The organism is Ensifer sp. (genome assembly GCF_031989085.1).
Taxonomy (GTDB): Bacteria; Pseudomonadota; Alphaproteobacteria; order Rhizobiales; family Rhizobiaceae; genus Ensifer.
In genome coordinates this window covers 621,817-643,828 of sequence record NZ_DALZXU010000001.1, presented here as the reverse complement: position 1 = coordinate 643,828, position 22,012 = coordinate 621,817, and the positions used below count along the sequence as shown (strand labels likewise).

At 61.8% G+C, this 22,012-nt stretch carries 24 protein-coding genes; 2 read left to right on the top strand and 22 right to left on the bottom strand.

The features are described 5' to 3' along the window. Positions 1 to 215: 215 nt before the first annotated feature. A complete protein-coding gene (locus RTP54_RS03150) occupies positions 216 to 1,481 on the top strand; it encodes a lipopolysaccharide biosynthesis protein (RefSeq protein WP_312360897.1) in 1,266 nt (421 codons plus the stop codon). A 12-nt stretch (positions 1,482 to 1,493) separates the two neighbouring features. Here the strand turns inward: RTP54_RS03150 and RTP54_RS03145 are convergent, their stop codons facing one another. The 3 genes from RTP54_RS03145 to RTP54_RS03135 are packed head-to-tail and all read right to left on the bottom strand — an operon-like array spanning position 1,494 to position 4,428. Then, positions 1,494 to 2,387, bottom strand: a complete 894-nt coding sequence (locus RTP54_RS03145; RefSeq protein WP_312360895.1) for a DUF6492 family protein — start codon at positions 2,385 to 2,387, stop codon at positions 1,494 to 1,496. Continuing rightward, positions 2,384 to 3,196 carry a WecB/TagA/CpsF family glycosyltransferase gene (locus RTP54_RS03140; protein ID WP_312360893.1) on the bottom strand — a complete coding sequence of 271 codons (813 nt, stop codon included), beginning with the start codon at positions 3,194 to 3,196 and terminating at the stop codon, positions 2,384 to 2,386. The genes RTP54_RS03145 and RTP54_RS03140 overlap by 4 nt, the downstream gene beginning before the upstream one ends. Positions 3,197 to 3,198: 2 nt before the next feature. Further along, the gene (locus RTP54_RS03135) at positions 3,199 to 4,428 is read right to left on the bottom strand and encodes a glycosyltransferase family 4 protein (protein WP_312360891.1); all 1,230 of its coding nucleotides are present in this window, start codon (positions 4,426 to 4,428) and stop codon (positions 3,199 to 3,201) included. Between the two features lie 159 nt (positions 4,429 to 4,587). Between RTP54_RS03135 and RTP54_RS03130 the strand changes: the two genes are divergently transcribed. Then, entirely contained in the window at positions 4,588 to 5,577 is a 990-nt protein-coding gene (locus tag RTP54_RS03130) for a glycosyltransferase (RefSeq protein ID WP_312360890.1), read from the top strand. A gap of 7 nt (positions 5,578 to 5,584) precedes the next feature. Here the strand turns inward: RTP54_RS03130 and RTP54_RS03125 are convergent, their stop codons facing one another. The 19 genes from RTP54_RS03125 to RTP54_RS03035 all read right to left on the bottom strand — a co-directional run bounded on the left by RTP54_RS03125 (position 5,585) and on the right by RTP54_RS03035 (position 21,999). Next, positions 5,585 to 6,154, bottom strand: coding sequence for a hypothetical protein (locus tag RTP54_RS03125; RefSeq protein WP_312360889.1), 570 nt, complete (start codon positions 6,152 to 6,154; stop codon positions 5,585 to 5,587). Continuing rightward, a complete protein-coding gene (locus RTP54_RS03120) occupies positions 6,154 to 6,522 on the bottom strand; it encodes a hypothetical protein (RefSeq protein ID WP_065795538.1) in 369 nt (122 codons plus the stop codon). Before RTP54_RS03120 ends, RTP54_RS03125 begins: the two co-directional genes overlap by 1 nt. A gap of 15 nt (positions 6,523 to 6,537) precedes the next feature. Then, positions 6,538 to 7,089 carry a rod-binding protein gene (locus RTP54_RS03115; RefSeq protein ID WP_112808878.1) on the bottom strand — a complete coding sequence of 184 codons (552 nt, stop codon included), beginning with the start codon at positions 7,087 to 7,089 and terminating at the stop codon, positions 6,538 to 6,540. A gap of 112 nt (positions 7,090 to 7,201) precedes the next feature. Then, positions 7,202 to 7,615, bottom strand: coding sequence for a hypothetical protein (locus RTP54_RS03110; protein WP_112816867.1), 414 nt, complete (start codon positions 7,613 to 7,615; stop codon positions 7,202 to 7,204). 5 nt (positions 7,616 to 7,620) lie between these two features. Continuing rightward, positions 7,621 to 8,373, bottom strand: coding sequence for a flagellar biosynthetic protein FliR (gene fliR / locus RTP54_RS03105; protein ID WP_112808880.1), 753 nt, complete (start codon positions 8,371 to 8,373; stop codon positions 7,621 to 7,623). Next, positions 8,370 to 10,457, bottom strand: coding sequence for a flagellar biosynthesis protein FlhA (gene flhA / locus RTP54_RS03100; RefSeq protein ID WP_112816868.1), 2,088 nt, complete (start codon positions 10,455 to 10,457; stop codon positions 8,370 to 8,372). The genes fliR and flhA overlap by 4 nt, the downstream gene beginning before the upstream one ends. Before the next feature lie 113 nt (positions 10,458 to 10,570). Next, positions 10,571 to 10,837 carry a flagellar biosynthesis protein FliQ gene (gene fliQ, locus RTP54_RS03095; RefSeq protein ID WP_025425945.1) on the bottom strand — a complete coding sequence of 89 codons (267 nt, stop codon included), beginning with the start codon at positions 10,835 to 10,837 and terminating at the stop codon, positions 10,571 to 10,573. A 7-nt stretch (positions 10,838 to 10,844) separates the two neighbouring features. Further along, complete coding sequence (flgD, locus tag RTP54_RS03090) at positions 10,845 to 11,255, bottom strand: flagellar hook assembly protein FlgD (protein WP_112808882.1); 411 nt, start codon at positions 11,253 to 11,255, stop codon at positions 10,845 to 10,847. Continuing rightward, positions 11,246 to 11,695 (bottom strand): flagellar biosynthesis repressor FlbT, encoded by a 450-nt coding sequence (flbT, locus tag RTP54_RS03085; RefSeq protein WP_112808883.1) that lies wholly within the window; start codon positions 11,693 to 11,695, stop codon positions 11,246 to 11,248. Before flbT ends, flgD begins: the two co-directional genes overlap by 10 nt. Next, positions 11,692 to 12,039 carry a flagellar biosynthesis regulator FlaF gene (flaF, locus tag RTP54_RS03080; protein ID WP_025425942.1) on the bottom strand — a complete coding sequence of 116 codons (348 nt, stop codon included), beginning with the start codon at positions 12,037 to 12,039 and terminating at the stop codon, positions 11,692 to 11,694. Before flaF ends, flbT begins: the two co-directional genes overlap by 4 nt. A 35-nt stretch (positions 12,040 to 12,074) precedes the next feature. Beyond that, on the bottom strand, positions 12,075 to 13,127 hold the full coding sequence (locus tag RTP54_RS03075) for a flagellar hook-associated family protein (protein ID WP_312360882.1): 1,053 nt from the start codon (positions 13,125 to 13,127) through the stop codon (positions 12,075 to 12,077). Between the two features lie 2 nt (positions 13,128 to 13,129). Then, positions 13,130 to 14,545: a flagellar hook-associated protein FlgK gene (gene flgK, locus RTP54_RS03070; protein WP_312360880.1), complete on the bottom strand. Its 1,416-nt coding sequence runs from the start codon at positions 14,543 to 14,545 to the stop codon at positions 13,130 to 13,132. A 23-nt stretch (positions 14,546 to 14,568) separates the two neighbouring features. Beyond that, a complete protein-coding gene (locus RTP54_RS03065) occupies positions 14,569 to 15,798 on the bottom strand; it encodes a flagellar hook protein FlgE (RefSeq protein WP_312360879.1) in 1,230 nt (409 codons plus the stop codon). A 92-nt stretch (positions 15,799 to 15,890) separates the two neighbouring features. After that, positions 15,891 to 16,562, bottom strand: a complete 672-nt coding sequence (gene rem / locus RTP54_RS03060) for a transcriptional activator Rem (RefSeq protein WP_025425938.1) — start codon at positions 16,560 to 16,562, stop codon at positions 15,891 to 15,893. A gap of 270 nt (positions 16,563 to 16,832) precedes the next feature. After that, complete coding sequence (locus tag RTP54_RS03055; protein WP_162704319.1) at positions 16,833 to 17,390, bottom strand: transglycosylase SLT domain-containing protein; 558 nt, start codon at positions 17,388 to 17,390, stop codon at positions 16,833 to 16,835. Continuing rightward, positions 17,341 to 18,804, bottom strand: coding sequence for a flagellar hook-length control protein FliK (locus tag RTP54_RS03050; RefSeq protein ID WP_312360878.1), 1,464 nt, complete (start codon positions 18,802 to 18,804; stop codon positions 17,341 to 17,343). Before RTP54_RS03050 ends, RTP54_RS03055 begins: the two co-directional genes overlap by 50 nt. Further along, on the bottom strand, positions 18,801 to 20,111 hold the full coding sequence (gene motC, locus RTP54_RS03045) for a chemotaxis protein MotC (RefSeq protein WP_312360876.1): 1,311 nt from the start codon (positions 20,109 to 20,111) through the stop codon (positions 18,801 to 18,803). Before motC ends, RTP54_RS03050 begins: the two co-directional genes overlap by 4 nt. 5 nt (positions 20,112 to 20,116) lie before the next feature. After that, the gene (locus RTP54_RS03040; RefSeq protein ID WP_312360874.1) at positions 20,117 to 21,349 is read right to left on the bottom strand and encodes a MotB family protein; all 1,233 of its coding nucleotides are present in this window, start codon (positions 21,347 to 21,349) and stop codon (positions 20,117 to 20,119) included. Further along, positions 21,346 to 21,999, bottom strand: coding sequence for a hypothetical protein (locus RTP54_RS03035; protein ID WP_312363151.1), 654 nt, complete (start codon positions 21,997 to 21,999; stop codon positions 21,346 to 21,348). Before RTP54_RS03035 ends, RTP54_RS03040 begins: the two co-directional genes overlap by 4 nt. Positions 22,000 to 22,012: the final 13 nt, after the last annotated feature.

Genomic DNA, 22,012 nt, shown 5'->3' with positions numbered 1-22,012 from the left:
GATGCACGCGGAACCGGGCGTTTTTCGTCGTCGACGTTGAACATGACTTATCCCGCGGGTGCCGAGATGGCGAATTCCGAATAGTGAATTCAACCTAAGGAAACAGGGAAAACAAATGGTTAATTTTGACGAAAGAAACCGCCCTGCAACTTGTCGATCTCACGCCTTATTAAACATTCCCGCATATGACGAGAAGGACTATTGGAAGCTCGACCTTGTTGCATCGCATCAAAGCGCTTTATCTTCGCCATCAGGCGCTTATCCACGCCTACCTCTCCATGACGGGGGGCTCGGCGGGGCGCCTCATCCTGTCGCTCGCCTATTTCATCGCGATCGCCAATACGCTTGCCATCTCCGATTTCGGTCTCTTTGCCACCGCGTCGGCCGCCGGCATCATGATATCGAGGGCGCTGGCCTTCGGCTTCATGTCGCCACTCTACCGTGTGGCGACAGTCAAGCCGCTGCTCGTCGGCACCTATAGCGCCGGCTTTCTCGTCGGCGCGCTGCTTTCACTGCCTGTGATCGCGCTCATCTGTACCGGCACTTACCTTGCGCTTTTCGCGCGCGACATGTCGGCCGGGACCTTTGCGGCCTTGATGGTTGCGGAGATCATATGCTGGCGCGGCCTCGAAACCGCGGTCATCGTTCTCAACGGCCTTGGCCGCTTCGGTCGCGGCGCCCTGCTCGTCGTCATCGCCACCGCCATCCGCACGGTTGCCGCCCTGCTCTTTGCACTGTCTGAGGCAACGACGCTTGCCGCCTGGTCGCAGTTCTATCTTGCCGCCAACGCCATCAGCCTTCTGGTCGCGCTCGCCCTGTTCTACCCGCGGGTGCGCCTTCGCTGGCAACCGCGTCTCTATGTGCGTCGCTGGGCGGATTCGGTTTCGGTCGCTGGCGCCGAAATCCTGTTCTACGTGCAGTCCGAATTCGACAAGATCGTCGTGCTGGCGATCGGTGGGCCGGCCGTCTCCGGCATCTACGCCATCCTGATGCGGCTCGCCGACCTCACCGCCCTGCCCGTGCGCTCGTTCAACACGCTGCTCGTCCAGCGGATCATGCGCACGCCGGATGCGATCGCGCGCTGGCCAGTGCGCCTGTCGATCGAGTTCGCGGTGGCGGCCGCCTCATTCGCGGCGATCGCCGCCATGGCGATCTATCTCACCATTTTCCCGAACGGTCTTGGCCACAACGTGTCGGCCGCCGCACCGATCGTAGCGACAATCCTGCTGGTACCCTCGTTCCGCAACCTGGTCGAATATCATTCGGAGCTGCTCTACGCGACCGGACGCACGGTTCGCCGCATGGCCAATCTGCTGGTCGCGGGCGTGGTAAAAGCCGGGCTGCTTTCGCTGCTTTTGACGCAGACCACCGATGTCGCGGCCTGGGCGCCGGCCCTCAACCTGATTTTCCTGGCGCTCTATCTCTTGTCCTTCGGCCTGACCTACACCGCGCTCGCCAAGCCGGCTAACCGGGTCATCTGAGCCTGGTGGAGCTCAGGCGGCGAGCTCCACGACCGCCTTGCGAATATCTTCCAGATCGTGACCCACGAACGACTGCACGCCGATGCCGATCTGGTGCGGCGCCAGGTCATGAAGGAAGTCCCTCAGGCCGGCGATCCCCTGCCGATAGCTGTCGTCGAACCAGAGCACATGGCAAAGCGCGTTGGGCGACGGCACGTGTCCCTGTCCACCCAGCACCTCGTCGACGAAGCGGCCGTAGATCGTGCATTCAGAGAAGGCGCGAGACGCGGTGACGGCGCGCACCCAGTTGCGTCCGCTGAGCGCCTCGACATGCTCGATCAGCTTGCGGCAAGTGTCGCTGCGCCAGGCGATCAAGGTGTTGATGTAATCGTTGGCCGGCAGTGCATAAGGGCCGATACCGAGAAGACGGTCGGAATGCGCAAGCCAGGCCAGGTGGTTCGAGCGCATGTTCGCGTCGATCGCCGCATCCTTGCGATAGAGCGTCAGGCTCCCGTCGCGCCAAAGCGTTGCCGGGTCGAAATCACGCAGAAAAACCACGTCGGAATCGACTGCGAACATCGCCGCTTCATCTATATGCCGCGCAAGCGACAGACGACGGAGCTGCTGCACATGCCAGCCGCGCAACGGCAGGCCGAACGGGGTCAACCAGATTTTCCGGCGCCCGCCTGAAAAGGGGTCGGAAACGGGATGCAGCCACCGGGGCAAGAGATCGCGTTCGCTCACGACCTGCCTGCGCGCGCCCTCGAGCTGCCGGAACAGCGTGACGTCGAAGTCGGCGACCAGCAGATAATGCATCCAATCGCCCTGCAGCCGGCGATCCATGCTCTCGCACATCAGGCGACAGCGTTCGAAGTCGTTGGCATAGGACGCAGTAACGACTGCGGTTCGCGTGGAAGGACGGGTCAATACTTTCGCGCTCCGAGACTGGCCTTGCCGACGCTCTTGCGAGCTTTGCCCGACAGCTTATGACGGGCGACATGAAACAAGAACAAGGGATTACCGACGATATAGCGCCGCCACAGGCGCTTCGGCTCTAGGAAGAGCCGGTAAAGCCACTCGAGCCGGAGCCTGCGCACAAGCTTTGGCGCGCGCGGAATGGCGTGGGCGACGAAATCGAACAGCGCGCCGACGGTGATAACCAGTCGGGCATCCTGCGCGCCGACATGGGCATCGACCCATTTCTCCTGCATCGGACTTCCCATGGCAACGATGAGAATGTCGGCCCGGCAAGCCCGCACCGCCGCAAGGATCTCCCCGGAGCGGCTCCGATCGAAGAAGCCGTGCGATATGGGCAGGAATTCGTGCCAGGGCGCATGTTGGCCCAGGTTCTCGGCTGCGCGTGCCAGCACCTCCGGTCGCGCGCCGATCATCGCGACCCGCAGCGGACGCTCGATATAGGTCAAGAGGCCCGGAACGAAATCGGTGCCGTTCAGGTTGGCCGGAAACATGTCGCCGTGGAACACATAGGAGGCGATGTCGACGCCATGGCCGTCGGGAAACACGACCTGCCGGCGCAACACCTCCTGGTACTCCGCATCTTCCATCATCAGGTTGGCGTTGTTGGCGTTCAGAAAGGCGATCCTGACCTGGCCGGCCGGGCTGCATGCCGCTTCGCTGGCAAATTCGAACGCACTCGCCCAACCGGGATCGGCCACGGGAACACCGAGGATCATCCGCTGGGACAGCGCAATGTTGTTTGCGGCGGCGACAGCCATCGTCAGCGCCCTCCGTCGTGAACAGTCCAGCGAGGCTGAGAACCGCGCGCCGTTCTGCCGCCCACACCATCAGAGGCGAGAGCGGGCAACACATCGCGTATCACCTGCATCATCCGGCTCTTCTGGGCCTGGTGGAACAGGGTCCCGTCAGCGCGCTGCGACGAGCCTGCCCGAACGCGGTCCACCTTTTCAGCGAGCCGACGCGCGAACTCCCGCGGATCATCGGTCGTCACGCAATTGTCCGGGGCCGCGTCGATGCCGCGCAGCGAAGCGCTGGTGGCGACTGAGGGCATGCCGAGTTCAAACGTCTCGATGCTTTTCAGCTGCACGCCGGTGCCGCCGCGGCTGATCAAAGGCACCACGCCGCTCGCTGCCACGAACGCACGCGCATCCGGCACCCGGCCGACGAAGCGGAGACCCGGGTGCGAAACAGCCGGCGTTCCCTCGAGTTGCCCGGCAACCGCGATCGACATGTCCGTCGGCAGATGCGCCACGACCTCGTCCAGAAACCAATCCAGCCCGAGCCTGTTCGGCCGCCAGCTCCACGTGCCGATCAGTCCAAGGTCGTGCTCACGCGCGACAACGGGGCATGTCGGTGCGGCCCAACCGGTAACCAGCGGCAGCACGAAAGCCCGATCATCGACCGCCCGACCGAAACCGAGACGATCCGCCTCGGCAAACGTCCACAGGGCCACCGCGTCCTGCGCCAATTGCTGCTCGTAGCGTTCGAGGTAATAGGCCTCTCTCCTGAACAGATAGCGCTCGAACGCCCCTCTGGCGCGCTCGGCGTTCTCCAGTGCGGAATTTGCTTCGACATTGTGCGCGACGTAGATCGAAGGATAGCGCCGGAAGACCTGCGCGAAGGCGGCAGGCAGTTGCACCGAATTGAGCACCACGCCATCGAAGGGAGCGAGACCGTCCAGGATCGACTGGATCCGGCTGGCCGATACGCCGAGCATCTTGGCGGATGACACGGATGTCCTGTTGAGAAGGGCAGTCGCGAGCCAGCGCGACTTCTGCAGGCGGCCAACCTTGGCATTGGTCACCTCGAGCTCGCCAAGGAGGTGCATCTGGCAACCCGGCGCTGGCGCGCGGCCAGGCTGCAGGAATCCGACAACGCTGACCCGATGACCGAGCGCGACGAGACCGTCAAGCAGCGCGCGGTTTGCGATATCGAACCCGGAAGCGGGATTTTCGACGGGAACGAGCGAGGAAACCAGGATCAGATGCATTGTGCCACACGTCATGGATGGAGCATTAAAGCCATCTTTAACAGGGTGCGGTGAAGGACGGCTTAAACTCTTCATTCAAAAGTCGTTTTACCGGTTCAGCATCTGTTTAGGAAGATTTGGTTTAGTGGGCCGCAGCGATCCGCTTGCACAGGTTTTATGATGACGTCGATCGGCCAGGATATTTCCATCTCTTTCCGAACCGAGTTGGAAGACGCCGGTGACATCGAGCTTGTCGTCGTCATGCCGACTTTCCGTCGACCCGAACACCTCATCAAGACGTTGAAAACCATTGTTTCCCAAAGGCCTGACGTCGCCTTTGCCACCGTTGTCGTCGAGAACGACAACGAAGGTCTTGCAGGTGCCGCCGCCGCCAAGGACTTCTTTCTCGGGCACCCCTCAGACTCGCTCGTCATCATCGCCCACCAGCGCGGAAACTGCCACGCCTACAATGCCGGCTTTGCGATGGCGCTCGAAACCTACCCCAACCTGCAGGCCATCGCGATCATCGACGACGACGAGATCGCGGCCCCAGAATGGCTCGATTGCCTCGTCGCGGCACAACAGGCGACTGGTGCCGACATGGTCGGCGGTCCGCAGCTGCCGGTGTTCGAGGATGCCGGCGGGCAGAAATGGAAGCGTCATCCGGTCTTTACGCCTCACTACGAGACAACCGGACCCGTGCCCATCCTCTTTTCCTCAGGCAATGTGCTTGTAACGCGCCGGGTTCTCGATGCGATGCCGCGCCCGTTTCTCGATCCGGCCTTCAACTTCATCGGCGGCGGAGACGCGGATTTCTACAGCCGATGCAAGGCGCAAGGCTTTACCTTTGCCTGGTCGAAGGAGGCGTGGGTCGCCGAAACGGTGCCGGGCCGGCGCACCAGCGCCTCTTGGGTCAGGGCGCGCAGCCTGCGAAACGGCGCGATCTCGACGATGCTCGAACATCGGCGCGACCCGAGCTTCGGTGGACGCGCAAGGACCTTGGGGAAATCGCTTGCACTGCTGGCAGCCTCGTTGCCGCGCGGTGTCAAACTCTGGAGAAAGACCGGCCTGCTTTCGGCCGGCTTCTACCACTTCTACGTCGCTGTCGGGCGGCTGATGGCAGAGGCGGGCCTGGTCAACGAGCAATACCGCAATCCGGAAAAGAACTGATCGCGGATCAGTGGCTGCTGCTGCTCGCGTTGACGCCGCCTACGGGCAGTTTGTCGCCGGCGACATTGCCGTTCTTGTCGACGATCGGAACCGGCTTCTGGCGCGGCACGTTCTGGCCGGTGGCAACGCGCTTGACGTCGTCCTTGGTCAGATATTCGAGCTGTTCGACGAGGACCTCGGTGATCACCTCGCCACCAAGCTTCTTGTTCAATCCGTCCTTCACCGTCGATTTGAACGTCGGCAGGTCGAAGGTACCGGTATCGGCGACATCGATGAAGCGCGAACCGACAAGCAGGTCGTACAACTGATCGGTCACCATCTGGCGCAGCGGCGCCGGCAGGTTGTTGATGCCTTCCTTGGTCGCGGAGAAGGACAACTTGGTCAGAAAGTAACCCTGGACGGCCCCGTCCTTGATGACGGGGACCGTGATCATTTCTCCCGGGACAAATTGCTCCGATGCGCGCCGCGTCGCTTCCGCATCCGAGACGACGGGCGCCGAGGCGCTCTGCATCGAATAGTAGACGGAACCGAGCGTAACGGCACAGACCCATACCCCGGTGAGAACGAGCTTCAGCATTAGAAATCGCTATAGCGGAACTGGGCTTCGGAATAGATGCCGTCGGCGTCAGCATCCTGGGCGGCGGCCTTCAGGAGATCGACAACCGAACGCACGGCGTCGAGATGGGCTTCGACCTTCTGCGAATTGATCTCGAGCTTGTCGCGCAGGTGGCGGGTCTGCGAGGCGAAGGCCGGCGAAAACTCGCCGGGCAGCGTGTCGCGGTGCAGCATCGTCAATTCGTAGAGGCAACGGCTCTTGTGCGCGTTCGATGTCTTGATATCGAACTCCGGATCGACGCCGATGCGGCTGTTCTCATTGTCGATGATCATTTCCAGCCGGCCGAGCACGTTCTGGATCCGCACGTCGTTGGATGCCACAGCTTCCATAAATGAACTCCCAAATTAAGCTTGTTTGTTTTTATCGTCTTCGGTCGTAAAGCCGGTGAGCGTCTTGCGCTCGTATTCCTGCACGAGGCTTGCGGCCAGGTTTCGGCTGTTGCCGTCGAGCGAGGCCGTGACGCGTTCACGCGCGTCGCCTGCCGCCAGCTGGTCAGCAATGCCGATGCCGCCGCTCTTGGAAATGACGTCGCCGATCTGCTCGGCCATCATGCTCTTCCAGATATCGCCGGATGTGCCCTTGCCGAAGACGTTCTCGCTGTCGTTCGGCAACATGGATTTCACGAAGTTCTGCAGGATCATCGCTTCGAACTTGCGGTAGGTCTCGGGAACCTTCTGCTTCTCGACCCGATTGTCGATGTCGCCAAGTCCGCTCGACCCTTGCGAGGAGTTGAGGACGTTGACGGCAGCCGCAAAGCCGTTGCCGTTTTCGGCAAGGCTGGTCGCCTGGAAAGCGGCGCGGTTGGCCTTCAGCCGGGCCTGCGCTTCCTGCACTTCGGCCGGATCGGCCGCACGCACGACATCCATCACCAGGTCGCTCGGTGGCGAGATAGCCATGACAAATCCTCTCGAAAACGGCGTGGCCGCGACCCGGCGGGCCGGCGCAATCGCGCGTTCAACATCTTCTCCGGACGTTGCACCATAAGGGCGTAACGTTGCGGATGTTGCACTATCGCCCTTCAACCTTACCGGAAGCTGGCGCTTGCCCGGCAACGTGTTGATCGATCAGGTCATAGATGGAATTGTCAGCCTCTTCGCGGTCTTCCGACTGGCGGGCTTCCTTCATGTTTTCCTCAAGCCGGTCAGCCTTGGCCCGCTCCTTCAGCATGCGCGCTTCGTGCGTTTGCTGGATACCGAGCAGCATCTGGTCCTTCTGCACCAGGCGGCCGACTTGCGAGGAATAGTGGCCGGAAAACATGCGGTGCATCGGATGTCCCGAGCCCATGGCGTCGACCACCACGTCGATCGTCTCGGCCAGCACCTCGCGCTGGCGCACCATTTCGACATAGTCGGCTTCCGCCATCTGCTCGAGATGGCGCTGGACGGCGACCAGGCGCTTGAGCTTCTGCGAGCGCGTCTTCATTCCGGCTATCCTCCCTGCATGACGAGCGCAAAGCCGTCGCCGAACAGGCGCAGCATCGCCGCGATCCCGAGATAGAGCAGGAACATGCCGCCCATGATCAGGTAGGGTTGTGAAATGAAGTAGATCGGGATCTGCGGCGCCAGCTTGTTGACCATGCCGATCGCGACGTTGAACAGCAGGCCGTAGATCAGGAAGGGGCTGGCCAGTCTCAGCATGATCATGAAGGTCTGCTCGAGCGAATCCGTCAGCGTGATCAGCACGCCCTGCGGGTCGAAGGCGCTGCCGACCGGCATGACCCGATAGGACTGGACGATCGCCTCGAACATCACGTGGTGGAAATCGAGCATGAACAGGACCATCAGCCCGGCAAAGCTGATCATGCTGGTCATCTGGTTTTCGGCCGTATCCTCGATCACATCCGAGGAGGGCGGCGGGCTGAAACCCATCATCATCGTGATCGTGGTTCCAGCGAATTGCAGGCCGAGCACATAGTAGCGGGCGACGAGGCCGATGACGGCGCCGACGGCCGTCTCGGCCGCAATCAGATAGATGTAGGTGTGGCCCTTGCCAGTGACCTGCGGATAGATCTCGGGCCACATGATCGGCAGGATCGCCATGGAGATGGCGACTGCGATGAACAGCCGGATCTGCATGGGAACGCGCGCGCTCGAGAACCCCGGCATGATCATGATGCACGCCCCGATCCGGCAAAATGCCGCAAACAGCGCGAGCACCGTGCCCTCGGGGTCGGTTATCATGAAATGGAGCCGATGATCTTGATCTCGAGTCCCTTGGCAAGCTCGACATGCGAGAGCACGGGCAAAGTGGCAAAAAGGCGTTCGATGATCATGCGGACATAAGACCGGGATTCGGGCGAACTTACCAGTACGAAGGGCATGCCGCGATCGAGATGTTCACGGATAACTTTCGTCGCCTGCTCGCTGAACTCTTCCAGATGGCGCGGGTCGATATCGAACTCGACGACCTCGCCCTTGGCGTCACGCTTCAGCGCCTGGTGGAACACCATGTCCCACTTGTTGCCGAGGCGCAGCACGCGCAGGATGCCGTTGTCGGCAAGGTCGCCGCACAGCTGCTGCGACATGCGCACGCGAACATGCTCGACGATCTGCTCGGTCTTGCGGACGTGCGGCGCAAGTTCGGCCACCGCTTCCAGGATCAGATGCAGGTTGCGGATCGATACCCGCTCCGCCAGCAGCAGCTTCAGCACCGCCTGCAGGCCGGAATAGGACATGTGCGACGTGCAGATCTCGTCCGCCAGCTTGCGGTATTCGGGGTCGAGCCGATCGATCAGCACCTTCACGTCCTTGTAGGACAGAAGATGCGGAAGGTTGTTGCGGATCACTTCGGAAAGGTGCGTCAGCACCACCGAGACGTTGTCGATCGGATGGAAGCCTTCGCGCTTCAGGTCTTCGGTAAAGGTCTCGAGAATGGAGACCGCCGGCATGCCGAAGGCGGGTTCGCGGATCTCGTCGCCCGGCACGCTCGGACGGCGGCCACCGCCGGTGACCACCAGAACTTCGCCGACACGCACCGTGTTGGAGGCGATGGTCGTGCCGTGGATACGGACATGGTAGGCCTTGTCGGGAATGCTGATGTCGTCCGAGACCTTGATCTCGGGAATGACGAGACCGTACTGGCCGGCAAACTTGCGTCGCATCTTGCCGACGCGGAAGGCCAGTTCCTGGTGGGCGCCGAGCAGGCGGGTCGAGACCTGCTTGCCGAGCAGCAGTTCGATTTCCGCCGTCTTCAGCACCGACTTGACCGAGTCCGCCTCGCCGTCCTTGGTCTGCTGGGCACTGGCCGCTTCCTGCACCCGGCGCGCCTCGTTTTCGGCCGCGATCTGGCGCGGAATGACCCAGCTCAGGAAGGCCATGCCGCCGCCGAGCAAGGCGAACGGAAGGAATGGCAGGCCCGGAACCAGTGCGAGCAGGATGATCAGCCCTGACGCGACCATCAAGGCGCGCGGGTATCCGCCGAGCTGACCGACCACGGCCTGGTCGGTCGAGCCGGCCGTGCCGCCGCGCGACACGAGCAGGCCGGCGGCAAGCGAAACGATCAGCGCCGGGATCTGCGAAACCAGGCCGTCGCCGACGGAAAGCTTGACGAAGACGTCGGCCGCTTCGCCGATCGGCATGTCATGGCGCAGATAGCCGATGATGATGCCGCCGAAGATGTTGATCGCGGTGATGATCAGGCCGGCGATCGCGTCGCCACGCACGAACTTCGAAGCACCGTCCATCGCGCCGAAGAACGAGCTTTCCTGCTCCAGTTCGCGGCGCCGATGCTGCGCCTCCTTCTCGTCGATCAGGCCGGCCGAAAGGTCGGCGTCGATCGCCATCTGCTTGCCGGGGATGGCATCAAGGGTGAAGCGCGCGCCCACTTCGGCGATACGCGTCGCACCCTTGGTGATGACGATGAAGTTCACCGTGATCAGAATGAGGAAGACGATCAGACCGATGACGAAGTCGCCGGACATGACGAGGCTGGCGAAACCGGAGATGACGCCGCCGGCAGCGCCATGGCCTTCGTGACCATGGGAAAGGATGACGCGCGTCGTTGCAATGTTCAACGCCAGGCGAACCATGGTCGAGATCAGAAGGATCGTCGGAAAGGACGAAAATTCGAGCGGCCGCTGGATCCACAGCGCCACCATCAGGATCAGCACCGAAAATGCGATCGAGAACGCCAGGCCCATATCGATCAGGAAGGGTGGAATCGGCAGGAAAAGAATGGCGAGGATCGCCACGATCCCGAGCGCAAAGCCGACGTCCCGGCCCTTTGGTGCTACTTTCGGGATGATCAACGCTGCTTGCTGTGCCATGTCTCTTCCGTCTCTTCATGAGAGGTCGGGCAGCATTCACACGCGCTGCCCCAATCTTATAGATCGGAGATAGAGGCTCAAGCTTGCGCGAGGGTGGTAGCGCGACTGCGCCGTCAGAAGCCGGACTGGATACGGGAGAAGACGATGTCGGTGAAGATCGAGATCTGGGCGCCGATGAACGGCGCGGACACGGCGACCGTGATCATCACTGCAAGGATCTTCGGAACAAAGGTCAGGGTCATTTCCTGAACCTGGGTCAGCGCCTGGATGAAGGCGATGACGACGCCGACGATCATCGCGGCGAGAACGGCGGGCCCCGAGGCCACGATCACGGTCCAGATCGCAGCCTGCACAATATCGAGGGCATCCGCCTCATTCATAAGGGTATCACTTTACCTTGACGCCTGGGCCGATAACGAGCTCCTTGCCGTTATCAAGCACTGCAATGATTCCGTCAGAGTATAGTTTGACTTCCTTGACAACGCCAGTGATCGTGCCGTCGGCGTTGGTGACAGTCTTGCCGATCACCGCGTCGGCCTCGCTGAGCGACGTGCGCTGCAGCAGGCTCTCGAGGTTCTTGTTGGTCTTGATCGTCTGTTCGACCTGCGAGAAGGTCGCAAGCTGGGCGATCTGCTGGGTGGCGTCCATCGGCTGCGTCGGGTCCTGATTCTTCATCTGGGCGACGAGCAGCTTCAGGAAGCTTTCGTAGTTCAGCGATGCCTTGCTGGCGTCGTTGCCGGAATCGGTGCCCGAGACGATCGGGGAATAATCCTTGTTGCTGACGCCGCTTACCGCCATGGTGCGATCTCCTTGCGAATCTGCTCGACCGTGGCCGGCGTGATTTCATGCGTGTTGAGAATGCGGTCTTCGATGGCGTAGAGCCCGCGGATCGCCTTCAGAGCCTCGAAGGCGCGGCCGTTGGTGACCAGGCCGTCGACCCGCTTCAGCTCGGCCAGGATCTCTTCGTTCTTGAAGCAGTTGAGCAGCATGACGACCGACTTGCGGAACATGGCGGTCGACTGCTCGGCGCCTTCCGGGTTGATCAGGATCATCTGGGCGATGAAGTAGAGCTGCTTCAGCGGCGTCGTTGCATCTTCCGGCTGAAGCACGTGGTTTTCCAGAAGGAAGGTCACGTCATTCAGGAATTCCACGGCGACCTTGCGGTCAACGCGAAGCACCGCGCCGTTTACAAAAATTCTTTCGCCCGACTTCAGCGAGATACGCAGTGTGCTCTTCATTTCAGTCCATCCCTGATGATGGTGGTAATGTCAATTATGCCCTGGAAGTTGGAGGATTCGCGTTTGCGGATCTTTTCCGTCTCGTTCAAAATCCAGATGGCGATCGAAATCAGATTGGCGCGCAGCTCTTCGTTGAGCTGGTTTTCCGGAGCGCGAAGATCCTCGATGAAGCGGATCCAGACGCGGCGGGTGAAATAGATCGCCTCGATGGCTTCTCTCGAGTACCCGTTCTGCTGTCTTGCCGCTTCAAGGAGCGCAATCGAGCGATCGAGTACCTGCCGTTCTCGATTCTTGGAGTCGGCAACGCCATCCTCCATGATCTCGGCATAGGAAAATTGGTACATTCAGACATCCTTCATGTTTGTCCGGTCGCCTCTTCTCAGAGGTAGTTGAGCAAGCTCATCTGCTGCAGTCTCGACGTCAGCGCGTAGGATGTATCGAGCTGGGTCTTCAACAGGTTCACGCGTGTCGCATTTTCTTCCTGGTCGATGCCGTTGACATCAATGATGTGCGTCTTGACGAGCTTTTCCTGCGCCTCGATCGAGGTCGTCGCCTTCTTGACGCGCGATTCCGAGATGCCGAGCGAGCTGCGTTCGCCATTGAGGCCAGCGATGGCCTGCTCCATGTAGCCGAAGGCGGCAGTGTTGAGCGTGGCGCGGACCTGCGAATTGACGTTCTCGTCCATGAGTTCCGACGAGATCACGCTCGCAAGCGCGAACATGCGGAAGCTCTTGGTGTTGGCATTGGTCGAGCTTTCGATCACTTCGCTGGCGCTGATGCGGCTCGTCATGTTCTGGTTCGACGCGTCGGACCAGTTGGTATCCCAATCCGCGCCCATGAACATCGGTTCGAGCTTGGTCGTGATGAAATCCTGCATCTGCGTCGGCGTGAACTGGCTCATGTCAGTAATGCCGTTTGCAGTCTTGTAGTCGCTCAGCGCCATATCGAAGGCGGCTTTCGCCGCCGACGTCGGCACGGAATTGTAGTCGGCCAGCGGCTTGACGTCGGTGTTGATGCCCGAAAACAGGAACTCGCCATTGAAGGAGGTGTTGGCCGCCGACGTGAAGATCTGCAGCGCGCCGTTGACTTCGGACTTCAGGATCTTCATCGCGTCGACGCTGTCGTTGCCCTTGTAGGTGACAAGCGTGTCGCGCACCTTCTCGGCCGCCTTCTGCATCGTCTCCAGCGCGCCCTGCGAGGCGGAAAGCCTCTGCGTGACGACCGCGTTGGTGCCCTTCATCGACGCCATACGGTCCATCTCGCGCTGCAGGTTGAGCGAGCGCGCCGTCGATGCGCCGAGCGTGAGCCCGATGTCGTAGTGGATGCCGGTCGTGCTTTCCTGGGTCCGCCGCATCAACTCGGCTTGAGTCTGCTGGATCGTCAGGCGCATGGCGGTTTGAATCGCCAGGTTTGAAACGAAGGATGTCTTCATGATTACCTCACAGCTTCCATAAGGGCCGCCATCATGGCGTCCACGGTGCTGACCAGCTTGGCCGATGCTTTGTAGGATTGTTCGAGATCGAGCAGCAGCGACAATTCCTCGTCGATGCTGACGCCCGTCTGCTTGCTCAGCGCTTCCGCCGTGCGCGTCAGGAGCGCCGACTTGTTGTCGTCGGCGGTCGATGCCGTCTTGCGGAACTGCTCCAGCCAGCCGACCGAACTGGTCGCGAAATTCAGGATGTTGCTGCTGCTGTCGAGACCCGACGCCGGGTCGAACGCCATGTTCTCGCTCATCTTGTTGATGAAGCCGTCGAGCAGCGTGGTGTAGCCGGCACTGCCGGTCGGGTTATTCGAGGTGCCGTCGAAGCCACCGTCGCGCAGCATCAAGGGGTCGGCCTTGGCACGTGCGTCGACCGTGATTGTCGACGCCAGACCTTTCACGATACCGACAGGCGGAATGCCACCCGGTACCCAGGTAAACAGGCCGGTCTGGCCGCCTTCCTGGAACATCGTCACCAGGCCACGGGCGATCTCGTCGAGTTGCGACTGGAACTTCGGCCCGACGTCGTCGCGCAGCTGCACCAGCGCCGCGAGCTTGCCCTTGGCCGTCGTGTCGGCGCCGCTTCCGGCCGCGATCGGCACACCGTCGACATAGATCTTGTTGCCGACGGTCGCCGCGTCATAGGTGTTTTGCGGCGCAAAAGTGACCGCGCGCGGGAGCGTCTCGAACAGAACGGTTCCATCCGTGGTGAAGATGACCGTGTCGTTGTTGGCGCGCGTGGTCGTCGAGATGCCGATGATCTCCGAAACCTGCTTCAGGATCTTGTCGCGCTGATCGAGCGCGTCGTTCGGATCGGACCCCTGAGCCGTGGCGGCCTTGACGGCGTTGTTGGCCTTCTCGAATTCCGCCAGCAGGCCATTCAGCTTGTCGACTTCAAGCGCCATTTCCTTGTCGGCATTTTCGCGCATGTCCTGGACGGACCGCGACGCCTTGTTGAGCGAATCCGCCAGGTCCCCGGCATCCGATACCGCAGCCGCGGCGATCGTCTTGTTGCCGGGGGTTGCGGCAAAGGTCTGGAGGCTGTTGCGGAAATCGGCCAGCAGCTTGGAAGGCGCCGTCTCGTAGCTGTTGCCGCCGAGCGCCGACTTCATCAGCTCCAGGCCTTCCCTCAGTCTTGCCTGACCGGAGGCTTCGCCCATGCCGGCGATGCTCTGCTTGAGCAGCGCCTCGTTCTGGGCACGGTAGATGGATACGACCTGCGCGCCATTCGCCGTGCTCCCGAGCAGGGCAAGCCGACGGGAATAGTCGGCGTTGCCCGCGTTCGCGATGTTCTTCGACACGGTTGCGGTTTGCTGCGCCGTGTTGCTGAAGGCCTGTTGTGCGATGGATATTGCGGAGGACAGCGACATGACGCGGACCGTATCTCTTTCAATTACCGTTTCAGGTTGACCAGAACTTCAAGCAGGTCCGAAGCGGTCTGGAACACCTTGGAGTTTGCCGTGTAGTTGCGCTGCGCCTCGATCATTGAGGTCAGTTCGTTGGCGATATCGACGTTGGAGTTTTCCAGCGCCTTGGACTGGATGTTGCCGAACGCACCCGAGCCGGCAAACCCGGTGACGATGACGCCGGAATCCGTGCCCTGCGAGTAGACGTTGCCAGACTGCGGAAGGAGCTTGTCCGGACTCTGGACGGTCGCAAGCGCGATGCGGAACTTGGGGACCAGGTTGCCGTCGCCGTACTTGACGTAGACGATGCCTTCCTTGTCGATCTCGAAGCCCGACATCTTGCTCGGCTTCGAACCGTCGATGCCACCGCCGGTGCTGGTGAACTCACCGCCGAGCTGTGTCGTCTTGGTGAAGTCGATCGTCAAGGCGCCAAGGTTTGCGCCGGTGCCCGGCAGGTTGTTGATCGGCGTCGTCGTCAACTTCGTCGGCGTCGTCGTCAGCTTGCCAGCAGTGTCGAACGCCAAGTTCTGCGTACCAATGACGCCAACGGCTGGCGGGCCCGGTGTGTAGCTTGCCCGGTCGCGCACTTCCAGCGACCAGGTGTTGGCAGCCGTCTTCTTGTAGACGAAATCGAGGATGCGGGTGTTGCCCTGGCTGTCATAGACGACCAACGAGGTCGGCTTCTCATCACCTATCGCGGCGCCGGAAGGCAGATTGGCTTCCATTGCGCCCTTCGTCGAACCGGCCGCGACCAAGCCCTCGTCCTTGAGCTTGACTTCCGTCAGGCCGTCGAAGCCATTGACGACCACGGTCGGGTCGGCACCGGCCTTGTACTCATAGCCCATCAGCTTGAAGCCGGCGGTGTTGACGAGGTTGCCGTCCTTGTCGGGAACGAAGGAGCCGGCACGCGTCAGAAAGTTCTCGCCGCCATTGCCCTGCACGATGAAGAAACCGCCGCCGTTGATCGCGAGGTCGCTTGCCGACGTGGTGTAGCTGGTGCCGCCCTGCTGCGAGATGCTGTAGCGCACCTGGGTCTCGACGCCACCGGAATTATAGTTGCCGCCGCCCGAGGGCAGGATCATCGAAGAGAATTCCGTCGAGGCGCGCTTGTAGCCCGTCGTGTTCGAATTGGCGATGTTTTCAGCCACAGTGCCGAGACGGTTCGACTGAGCGTTCATACCGGAGACGCCCGTTCTCATGCTGCCATAGAGACTCATATCGGATCCTCATTTCCATGTTGCAGCGACACTAGGAAGCGGGCCTTGCGTGAACCTGTCTTAGGTGCCGCATCCGCCCGCCCGAGCGCGCCTTAGTTCCAGTCGATGCAGTAGCCAAGGAAACGCTTGGAATCGATCGGGTCGAAGCCGAGCTTCTTGCGCAGTTTCTTGCGCAGTTTGCTGATGTGGCTCTCGACGACGTTTTCCTCGACGTCTTCGTCGAAAATGCCGTAGATCGCGTTGAAGATCTGAGACTTGGAGACCCTGCGACCGCGGTTCGAGACCAGGTATTCCAGGATGCGGCGCTCGCGGCGCGGAAGCGCAAACACGTCGCCGTTGATCTCGGGATCGCGGCCGTCAGCAAAGACGCGGATCGGACCGATGTCGGTGTAGTTGTTGATGGCCTTCAGGCGCCGGCGGATCGCCGCTACCCGCGCCAGGATTTCCCGGGGGTGAACAGGCTTGCGCACGACGTCGTCGACGCCGCAGTCAAACAGAGCCAGCGTATTTTCCAGCGAAGGCGTGTCGCTGACCGCGATGACCGGCGCCATCGACCGGTCGCGGATCGCGCGCGGCAGCGCAAAGGTGCTGTCACCCTGGCCGATCAGAAACGCTTCGACCGCGTCGATATCCGAATCCGCAGCCGCATTTACCCACTCGCCGAACTCCTTGGGATCAAAGCCCGTCGAGGGAATTCCTTCACGCCCGAAAAGCGACGTATAGCCGTCTTTCACGAGTTCTCTATCATCAACCACTACGATCATTCGTCCGCCTCCGAATCAGTATGGCACCGCACTGATTGAGAGGTACGAATCGAGGGATTCATGAACAACTAGAGGAAGTTACTGGGTGGAATTAATAATTGATTAACCATGTCGGTCCGATTTGCACTACATCTAGTGGCTCACGCCTCAGTGCCGCACTAAAATAATGTGGAAAAGTTAACGGCATGCGACAAAACCACTTGCCGTCACATTCTCCGCGCATTGTCGCCACAATGCGGAATGACCCGCGGTCAATCAATCAATGGTTGTTTATTGGCAGAACTGCGTGGCGTTCGGCGTCCACTTGCCGTAGCCGGTCGCGACCAGATTCGCGATCACCCGACAGACATATTTCTTCTGTGCCGGGTCGTTGTTCGGGCCGGCATGATACCGGGCAACCGCCATGGTCCAGCTCTCGTGCTTCGCGCGAAGATTGGACAGGAAGCGCGCGGCATATTCGACATTCTTTCGTGGGTCAAGCATCTCCGTCGGCGATGCGAACTGATCGCCATGGAAGTAGTAATTGATCTGCATGCAACCGAGATCGATGAGCTTGGCGCCCTCGGCCCGGGCGCTGGCAAATCGGACGAGAACGTCCTCGGTGCTGGCCCCGAAATAGGCCTTTCCCTCGATGTTCATCGCATAGGGTTGAAGCGATCCCTTGCGGCCGGTTTCCGTCAGGCCGACCGAATAGAGGATCCCGGCGGGGACGCCATACTTCGATGCAGCCGAGATGATTTCGCGCTCGCACACGCCCGTGCTGGCACTGGCGAAGGCGCTACATGTAGACGTGGCCAGTGCGAGAACGCTCAGAACCGGCAACCGCATCTTCCGTACCGCCATTGCCAACTCGCCTTTCTGAGCCTGAAGCCTGGCTATCGCCATCCTGGCGCTGTCGTCCCTGCCCGCCGCCGTCTCCGGCACGCTCACGGCCCTGCTGGCCAGGCTGCGCCTGCTGCTGCGTGCTGCTGCCACCATTCGAGCTGTCGCTGCCCGAATTGAACACCACGTTGATCTGATCGACCGCGAAGCCCTGGGCCCGCAACGCCCTGACCATTTCGCCCTGGTCGTCACGCAGCTGGCGGAACGCTTCGCCGTTTTCGACCTTCAGCTCGACCTGCAACTCATCGTCCTTCAGCCGCAACGTCGCGGTGACGAGGCCGAGCTCGATCGGATGCAGCTGGATCTTCAGCGTGTTCAGCGTCTTGCCGGCCTGCGCCCAGGCATCGGGTTGACCGAGTGCCGCGCTCGGCTGCAGCGACTGGGCGAAGCCCGCGTCGCCGGCGATCGCGCTCGTGACATTGGCGGCGTTGGTGTTCAGCGCAATGCCGAGATACCGGCGCGCTTCGAGCACGGTCACATTTTCCGCCTTGGCCGAGGACCGCGCGACGTCGACCGTCGCGCGTTCACCGTCGTTCGAGATGCTCATCGAGATTGCCTGGCCCTTGCCGTCGGCACGGGCAAAGTGGAACAATCGATCGGATTCCTGCGCGCCATCGGCGCCCTCGCCGTTTGCGCCAGCCGCCTCGGCCATGTCGCCATGGGCGGCAACCTGCGCGGCGCGCTCGGCAAGCGTCTGAACGCCAGCCTTGCCGGCATCGGCGCCCTTCGCGTCCGCATGCAGCGACGGCAAGGTGTCGCCGCCAAGCAGCGTCAGCAGGTCGTCCACGCTGCCGTTAGGCGACGACTTGCCATCGGACGCAGCGACGTCTGTTGCCTCGCCATTGCTGTCACCGCCCTGCGCATTGCCAGCTTTGGTTTTGGCAATCTCGCGCGTCAGCGCTGCGATGCGCCCCGCAAGGTCGTCCGTTTCGCCGGCCTGGTTGGAGGCTCGCGCATTCGCGAGCGCCAGCGCTGCTTTGGATGCAAGACGCTTGGCGTCCTTTTCGCGCTCGGCGAGCGAGAACCGCTCCTTGCCTGCCTCATGGTTTTCGAGCGACGGATCCTCGAGATCACCCGGCGCGCGATTGCGCGCAGACTTGGAGATCGAGATCGTCGCGTCGCCGCCTTTGATGCCACCGTTTCCGATCAAGGCAGAAGCTCCCGAATTTTCGCCGGCGCCTGCATCGCCATTCTCGCCGCTCGAACCCTGTCCACCCTGACCGTTCGCCTTCTGGCGCCCTGCGGTTGCGACAGCGTCCTCGAATGCGCCAGGGGCCTGCTCCTTGCCGCCGGCGCGCGCGCCTGCCTTGCCCGCTTGAGGCGGAGGCGGTGCGCGCAAGCTTTCGTCAAGAGCTCTCATTGGCCTTCCCCCCTTAGCAACGCGTCGATCTCCTCGACCTTCGACCGGCCCTTGGCGACGAAACCGTCATGGGCCGGGTCGGAGGCGTCGGCCGTGTCGACGCTGGCTTGTTTCGTCTCGCCAGCAGCGCGGACGCCGGCCTTGGCTGCCGGTTCGCCGAACGGGCTCAGGCCGCTGCCGGTTTCCCCGTCTTCGGCCTCTACCGGCGGCGTGGCTGGTCTGATCGGTCTATCGGAGAACGCTTGCGTGAGGCTTTCATCGTCAGGTGGTCTGGTGACCGCATCTGCAACTGCCCTGGCCGCGTCGCGCAGCGCGCGGTCCCGCGGCGAAAGTTCGGCATCCGGGATCGCCGCAATGCTCCGGGTCGCAGCGAAGACGTCCGAGGACGGAACCGCGGCAAGCCCGGCATAAAAATTGGCAAGCACGCTCGGCTCGGTGGCGCCATCGGCGGCCAGCTGTTCTGCTCTTTCCGAGGCGAGCTTCGCCAGCGGCTGCTTGCCGCTGATGGCCGCACGCCTGGCGACGCGAAGATAAACCTCGCGCTGGCGCGGCACATCCATGAATGTCAGGATCTCGGAAATCCGCTCCTGCGCCGCCTCGTCGAAATGGCCAACGGCCAGTTCAACAAAGACGTCGGCGAATTGGCTGGCATAGGGCGACGTCAGGTAGCGCCGGGCGTAGTTCAGCGCGTAGCGAAAGCCCTTTTCTGGCAAATTCGCCTGCACCGCGAGGAAGACCGAGCGACGCAGCGCCGCCTCCTCTATGATCGTTCCCGGCGCCGTCAGCCGCGCCCAGTCGTAGTATTTCATCGCCTCGACCGGGTCCTGCTGCGATAGCGCATTGCCCAGGATCAGGAAGAGATAGGGGCCGACGCGGGAATTGCGGTACTCGGGCGCTGCTTTTGACAGGCTCTCGACGATCAACCCGCCCTTGCCGCTCAGGTACTGGCGCAGCGCATCCGTGACGCGCGTATCGAAATTGCCCGCCACGTCGCGGTCGGCGAGGTAATTGAGCGTTTCCGGGTTGCCACCGCTCATGGCGTAGACGAGCGCCGCATCGACGTTGCGCGGATCGGCGAAGACGGAGGTATCGGCGGCTCGCAAGCGCTTGTCGATCGCGCCGAGCATGAAACGTTGCATCTCGATCGCCGAGTGATCGCCGAGCACAACCGAATCCTGCACATATTGCAGCGACCGGATCATCTTGAAAGGTGCCAGCGCCTCAAGGTCGTTGGCATGCGCCATGCCTGCCATCACCGGCAGGACCAGCACCGACCGCATCAGGGCGGATCTGAGGCGTAGCAGCATCGGTTTCAGCCCTTTGCCGACTGCAACAGGATTTCGATACGCCGGTTGCCAGGCGCATAGGGGTCGTCGGGGATCTGCAGCCGCCGGTCGGCAAAGCCGGTGATCTGGCTGACGCGATCCTCCTTCAGGCCACCACGCACGAGCATGTAGTAGGCGCTCTGGGCGCGCGCGGCCGACAGACGCCAGTTGTCATAGGTGCCGTCCTTGAACGGTCGGCCATCCGTGTGGCCGCGAATGGCCACGGCGCCCTGGCGCGCGGACAGAAGCCGGCCGATCTTTTCCATGGCGGTGACGAGTTCCTTCTGCGGTACGGCAGAGCCGACGGCAAACATCTGCGCATCCGTCTGTTCGCTGATCGTGACCAGCAGGCCGCCTTCGGCCGGCGTCACGACGAGGCCCTCTGCCAGCTTGCCTGTATCGCCGCCCAGTTCCTTCTTGATCTCGGCCTTGAGCGCCTCTGCCTGCGCTGCCGGATCTTGGCTGGCAAGCTCGGCCTTTTCGGCTTCTGTCTTACCGGCATCGCCAGGTGTCGCCCCGGCTTTGGCAGCTTGTTCTTCGACAGCCTTCTGGTCTTCACCGGCCTTCTTCACCAGTGCGGCACCGCTCCCCATGGCTGCCTTGGACGCGAGGGCGACATCCTTTTCGGTGGTATTGCCCGCATCCTTGACTTCGACCTGCTTGGTCCAGAAGTCGGGATCGAAAGGATCGCGATAGGCCTCGCCGCCTTCAGCACCGGTCGACGGACCGGACTGCGCAGCACCGCCATCGCCCTTGACGCTGATATTGGCCTGCTGGCCGACTTCCTGCGCGATTTCCGAGAGCACCGAATAGGGATTCTCGAAGAAATCGGCGTCGGAATATTTCGTCTCCTCACCCGAGGTGGCCGTCATCTGGTCGCCCGTCTTGGCGGAGCCGCCGGATTTTTCCTGTTCGCCGTCGACCTTGGACCGCTGCTGCGTTTCCTCGCCCTGCGCATCCTTGGCCGGATCCTTCAGGCCACGTTCGGCGGGCTTCTGATCGGTCAGCTGTACCGGATTGAAATAGGAGGCGATTGCCGCCTTGGTTTCCTCGTTGGCGGCATTGATCAGCCACATGACCAGGAAGAAGGCCATCATCGCGGTCATGAAGTCGGCATAGGCGATCTTCCACCCGCCGCCGTGGTGGCCTTCGTGACCGCCGCTTACGCGTTTGACGATGATGATTTCGTTCTTGCCGTTATGGTGGCTTTCGTCGCTCATGCCAGAACCTTCCGGACGGTGTCGGCCCAGGCCGCCATTCTTGTAACGAGGATCGTCTCATCCATTTCGATGGCGAGATCGATGTCGTCGGTTTCAACGTGGCGGAACACCGGCATGTCGTCGCCGAGGCTGCTTTTCAATGCTTCCAGCAGGTGCAGCGGCCCCCTGACGGTGATCGCACAGCCTTCGCCGGCGATAATTCCCTGGCGGATCATCTCTGCCATATCGGCGACAGCGCGCTGGACGAGCGCCTCTTCCATGACAGGCGCAAGCACGCGCGCGGTCTGATCGCCGAGGGCAACGGCCAGTTGCTCCGTCATTTCCTGGAACTGCGCGGCCATGCGGCCTGCCGCCTCCTCTTCGAGGCGCCTCGTCAGAGACTGGATTTCAGCTGCGTGAGCGGCCTGGAGATCGGCGATCTCATTGCCATGTTCGAAGACAAGCTCGGCGGTTGCCTCGGCGCGACCCTGTTCAAACGCCTCGCGGCGCTCGGCTTCGACATCGACCTGCGGCGTAGCCGATCGCAGAGCGAGACGGTCGCTGTCGGCGTAGTCGGTATCGAGATCGGGAAAGTACTTCGGCGGCATCATCGACAACTCGACCTTGGGCGCGCTGAAATCCTTGAGATAGCGGGACAGCATGGCGCTCATGGCAGGAACCTCG

Excerpts from the sequence above, each read along its gene's own strand:
- RTP54_RS03140 (WP_312360893.1), bottom strand. The coding sequence starts at position 3,196 with ATGGCTGTCGCCGCCGCAAACAACATTGCGCTGTCCCAGCGGATGATC.
- RTP54_RS03135 (WP_312360891.1), bottom strand. The coding sequence starts at position 4,428 with ATGCATCTGATCCTGGTTTCCTCGCTCGTTCCCGTCGAAAATCCCGCT.
- RTP54_RS03130 (WP_312360890.1), top strand. The coding sequence starts at position 4,588 with ATGACGTCGATCGGCCAGGATATTTCCATCTCTTTCCGAACCGAGTTG.
- RTP54_RS03125 (WP_312360889.1), bottom strand. The coding sequence starts at position 6,154 with ATGCTGAAGCTCGTTCTCACCGGGGTATGGGTCTGTGCCGTTACGCTC.
- RTP54_RS03120 (WP_065795538.1), bottom strand. The coding sequence starts at position 6,522 with ATGGAAGCTGTGGCATCCAACGACGTGCGGATCCAGAACGTGCTCGGC.
- RTP54_RS03115 (WP_112808878.1), bottom strand. The coding sequence starts at position 7,089 with ATGGCTATCTCGCCACCGAGCGACCTGGTGATGGATGTCGTGCGTGCG.
- RTP54_RS03110 (WP_112816867.1), bottom strand. The coding sequence starts at position 7,615 with ATGAAGACGCGCTCGCAGAAGCTCAAGCGCCTGGTCGCCGTCCAGCGC.
- fliR (WP_112808880.1), bottom strand. The coding sequence starts at position 8,373 with ATGATAACCGACCCCGAGGGCACGGTGCTCGCGCTGTTTGCGGCATTT.
- flhA (WP_112816868.1), bottom strand. The coding sequence starts at position 10,457 with ATGGCACAGCAAGCAGCGTTGATCATCCCGAAAGTAGCACCAAAGGGC.
- fliQ (WP_025425945.1), bottom strand. The coding sequence starts at position 10,837 with ATGAATGAGGCGGATGCCCTCGATATTGTGCAGGCTGCGATCTGGACC.
- flgD (WP_112808882.1), bottom strand. The coding sequence starts at position 11,255 with ATGGCGGTAAGCGGCGTCAGCAACAAGGATTATTCCCCGATCGTCTCG.
- flbT (WP_112808883.1), bottom strand. The coding sequence starts at position 11,695 with ATGAAGAGCACACTGCGTATCTCGCTGAAGTCGGGCGAAAGAATTTTT.
- flaF (WP_025425942.1), bottom strand. The coding sequence starts at position 12,039 with ATGTACCAATTTTCCTATGCCGAGATCATGGAGGATGGCGTTGCCGAC.
- RTP54_RS03075 (WP_312360882.1), bottom strand. The coding sequence starts at position 13,127 with ATGAAGACATCCTTCGTTTCAAACCTGGCGATTCAAACCGCCATGCGC.
- flgK (WP_312360880.1), bottom strand. The coding sequence starts at position 14,545 with ATGTCGCTGTCCTCCGCAATATCCATCGCACAACAGGCCTTCAGCAAC.
- RTP54_RS03065 (WP_312360879.1), bottom strand. The coding sequence starts at position 15,798 with ATGAGTCTCTATGGCAGCATGAGAACGGGCGTCTCCGGTATGAACGCT.
- rem (WP_025425938.1), bottom strand. The coding sequence starts at position 16,562 with ATGATCGTAGTGGTTGATGATAGAGAACTCGTGAAAGACGGCTATACG.
- RTP54_RS03055 (WP_162704319.1), bottom strand. The coding sequence starts at position 17,390 with ATGCGGTTGCCGGTTCTGAGCGTTCTCGCACTGGCCACGTCTACATGT.
- RTP54_RS03050 (WP_312360878.1), bottom strand. The coding sequence starts at position 18,804 with ATGAGAGCTCTTGACGAAAGCTTGCGCGCACCGCCTCCGCCTCAAGCG.
- motC (WP_312360876.1), bottom strand. The coding sequence starts at position 20,111 with ATGCTGCTACGCCTCAGATCCGCCCTGATGCGGTCGGTGCTGGTCCTG.
- RTP54_RS03040 (WP_312360874.1), bottom strand. The coding sequence starts at position 21,349 with ATGAGCGACGAAAGCCACCATAACGGCAAGAACGAAATCATCATCGTC.
- RTP54_RS03035 (WP_312363151.1), bottom strand. The coding sequence starts at position 21,999 with ATGAGCGCCATGCTGTCCCGCTATCTCAAGGATTTCAGCGCGCCCAAG.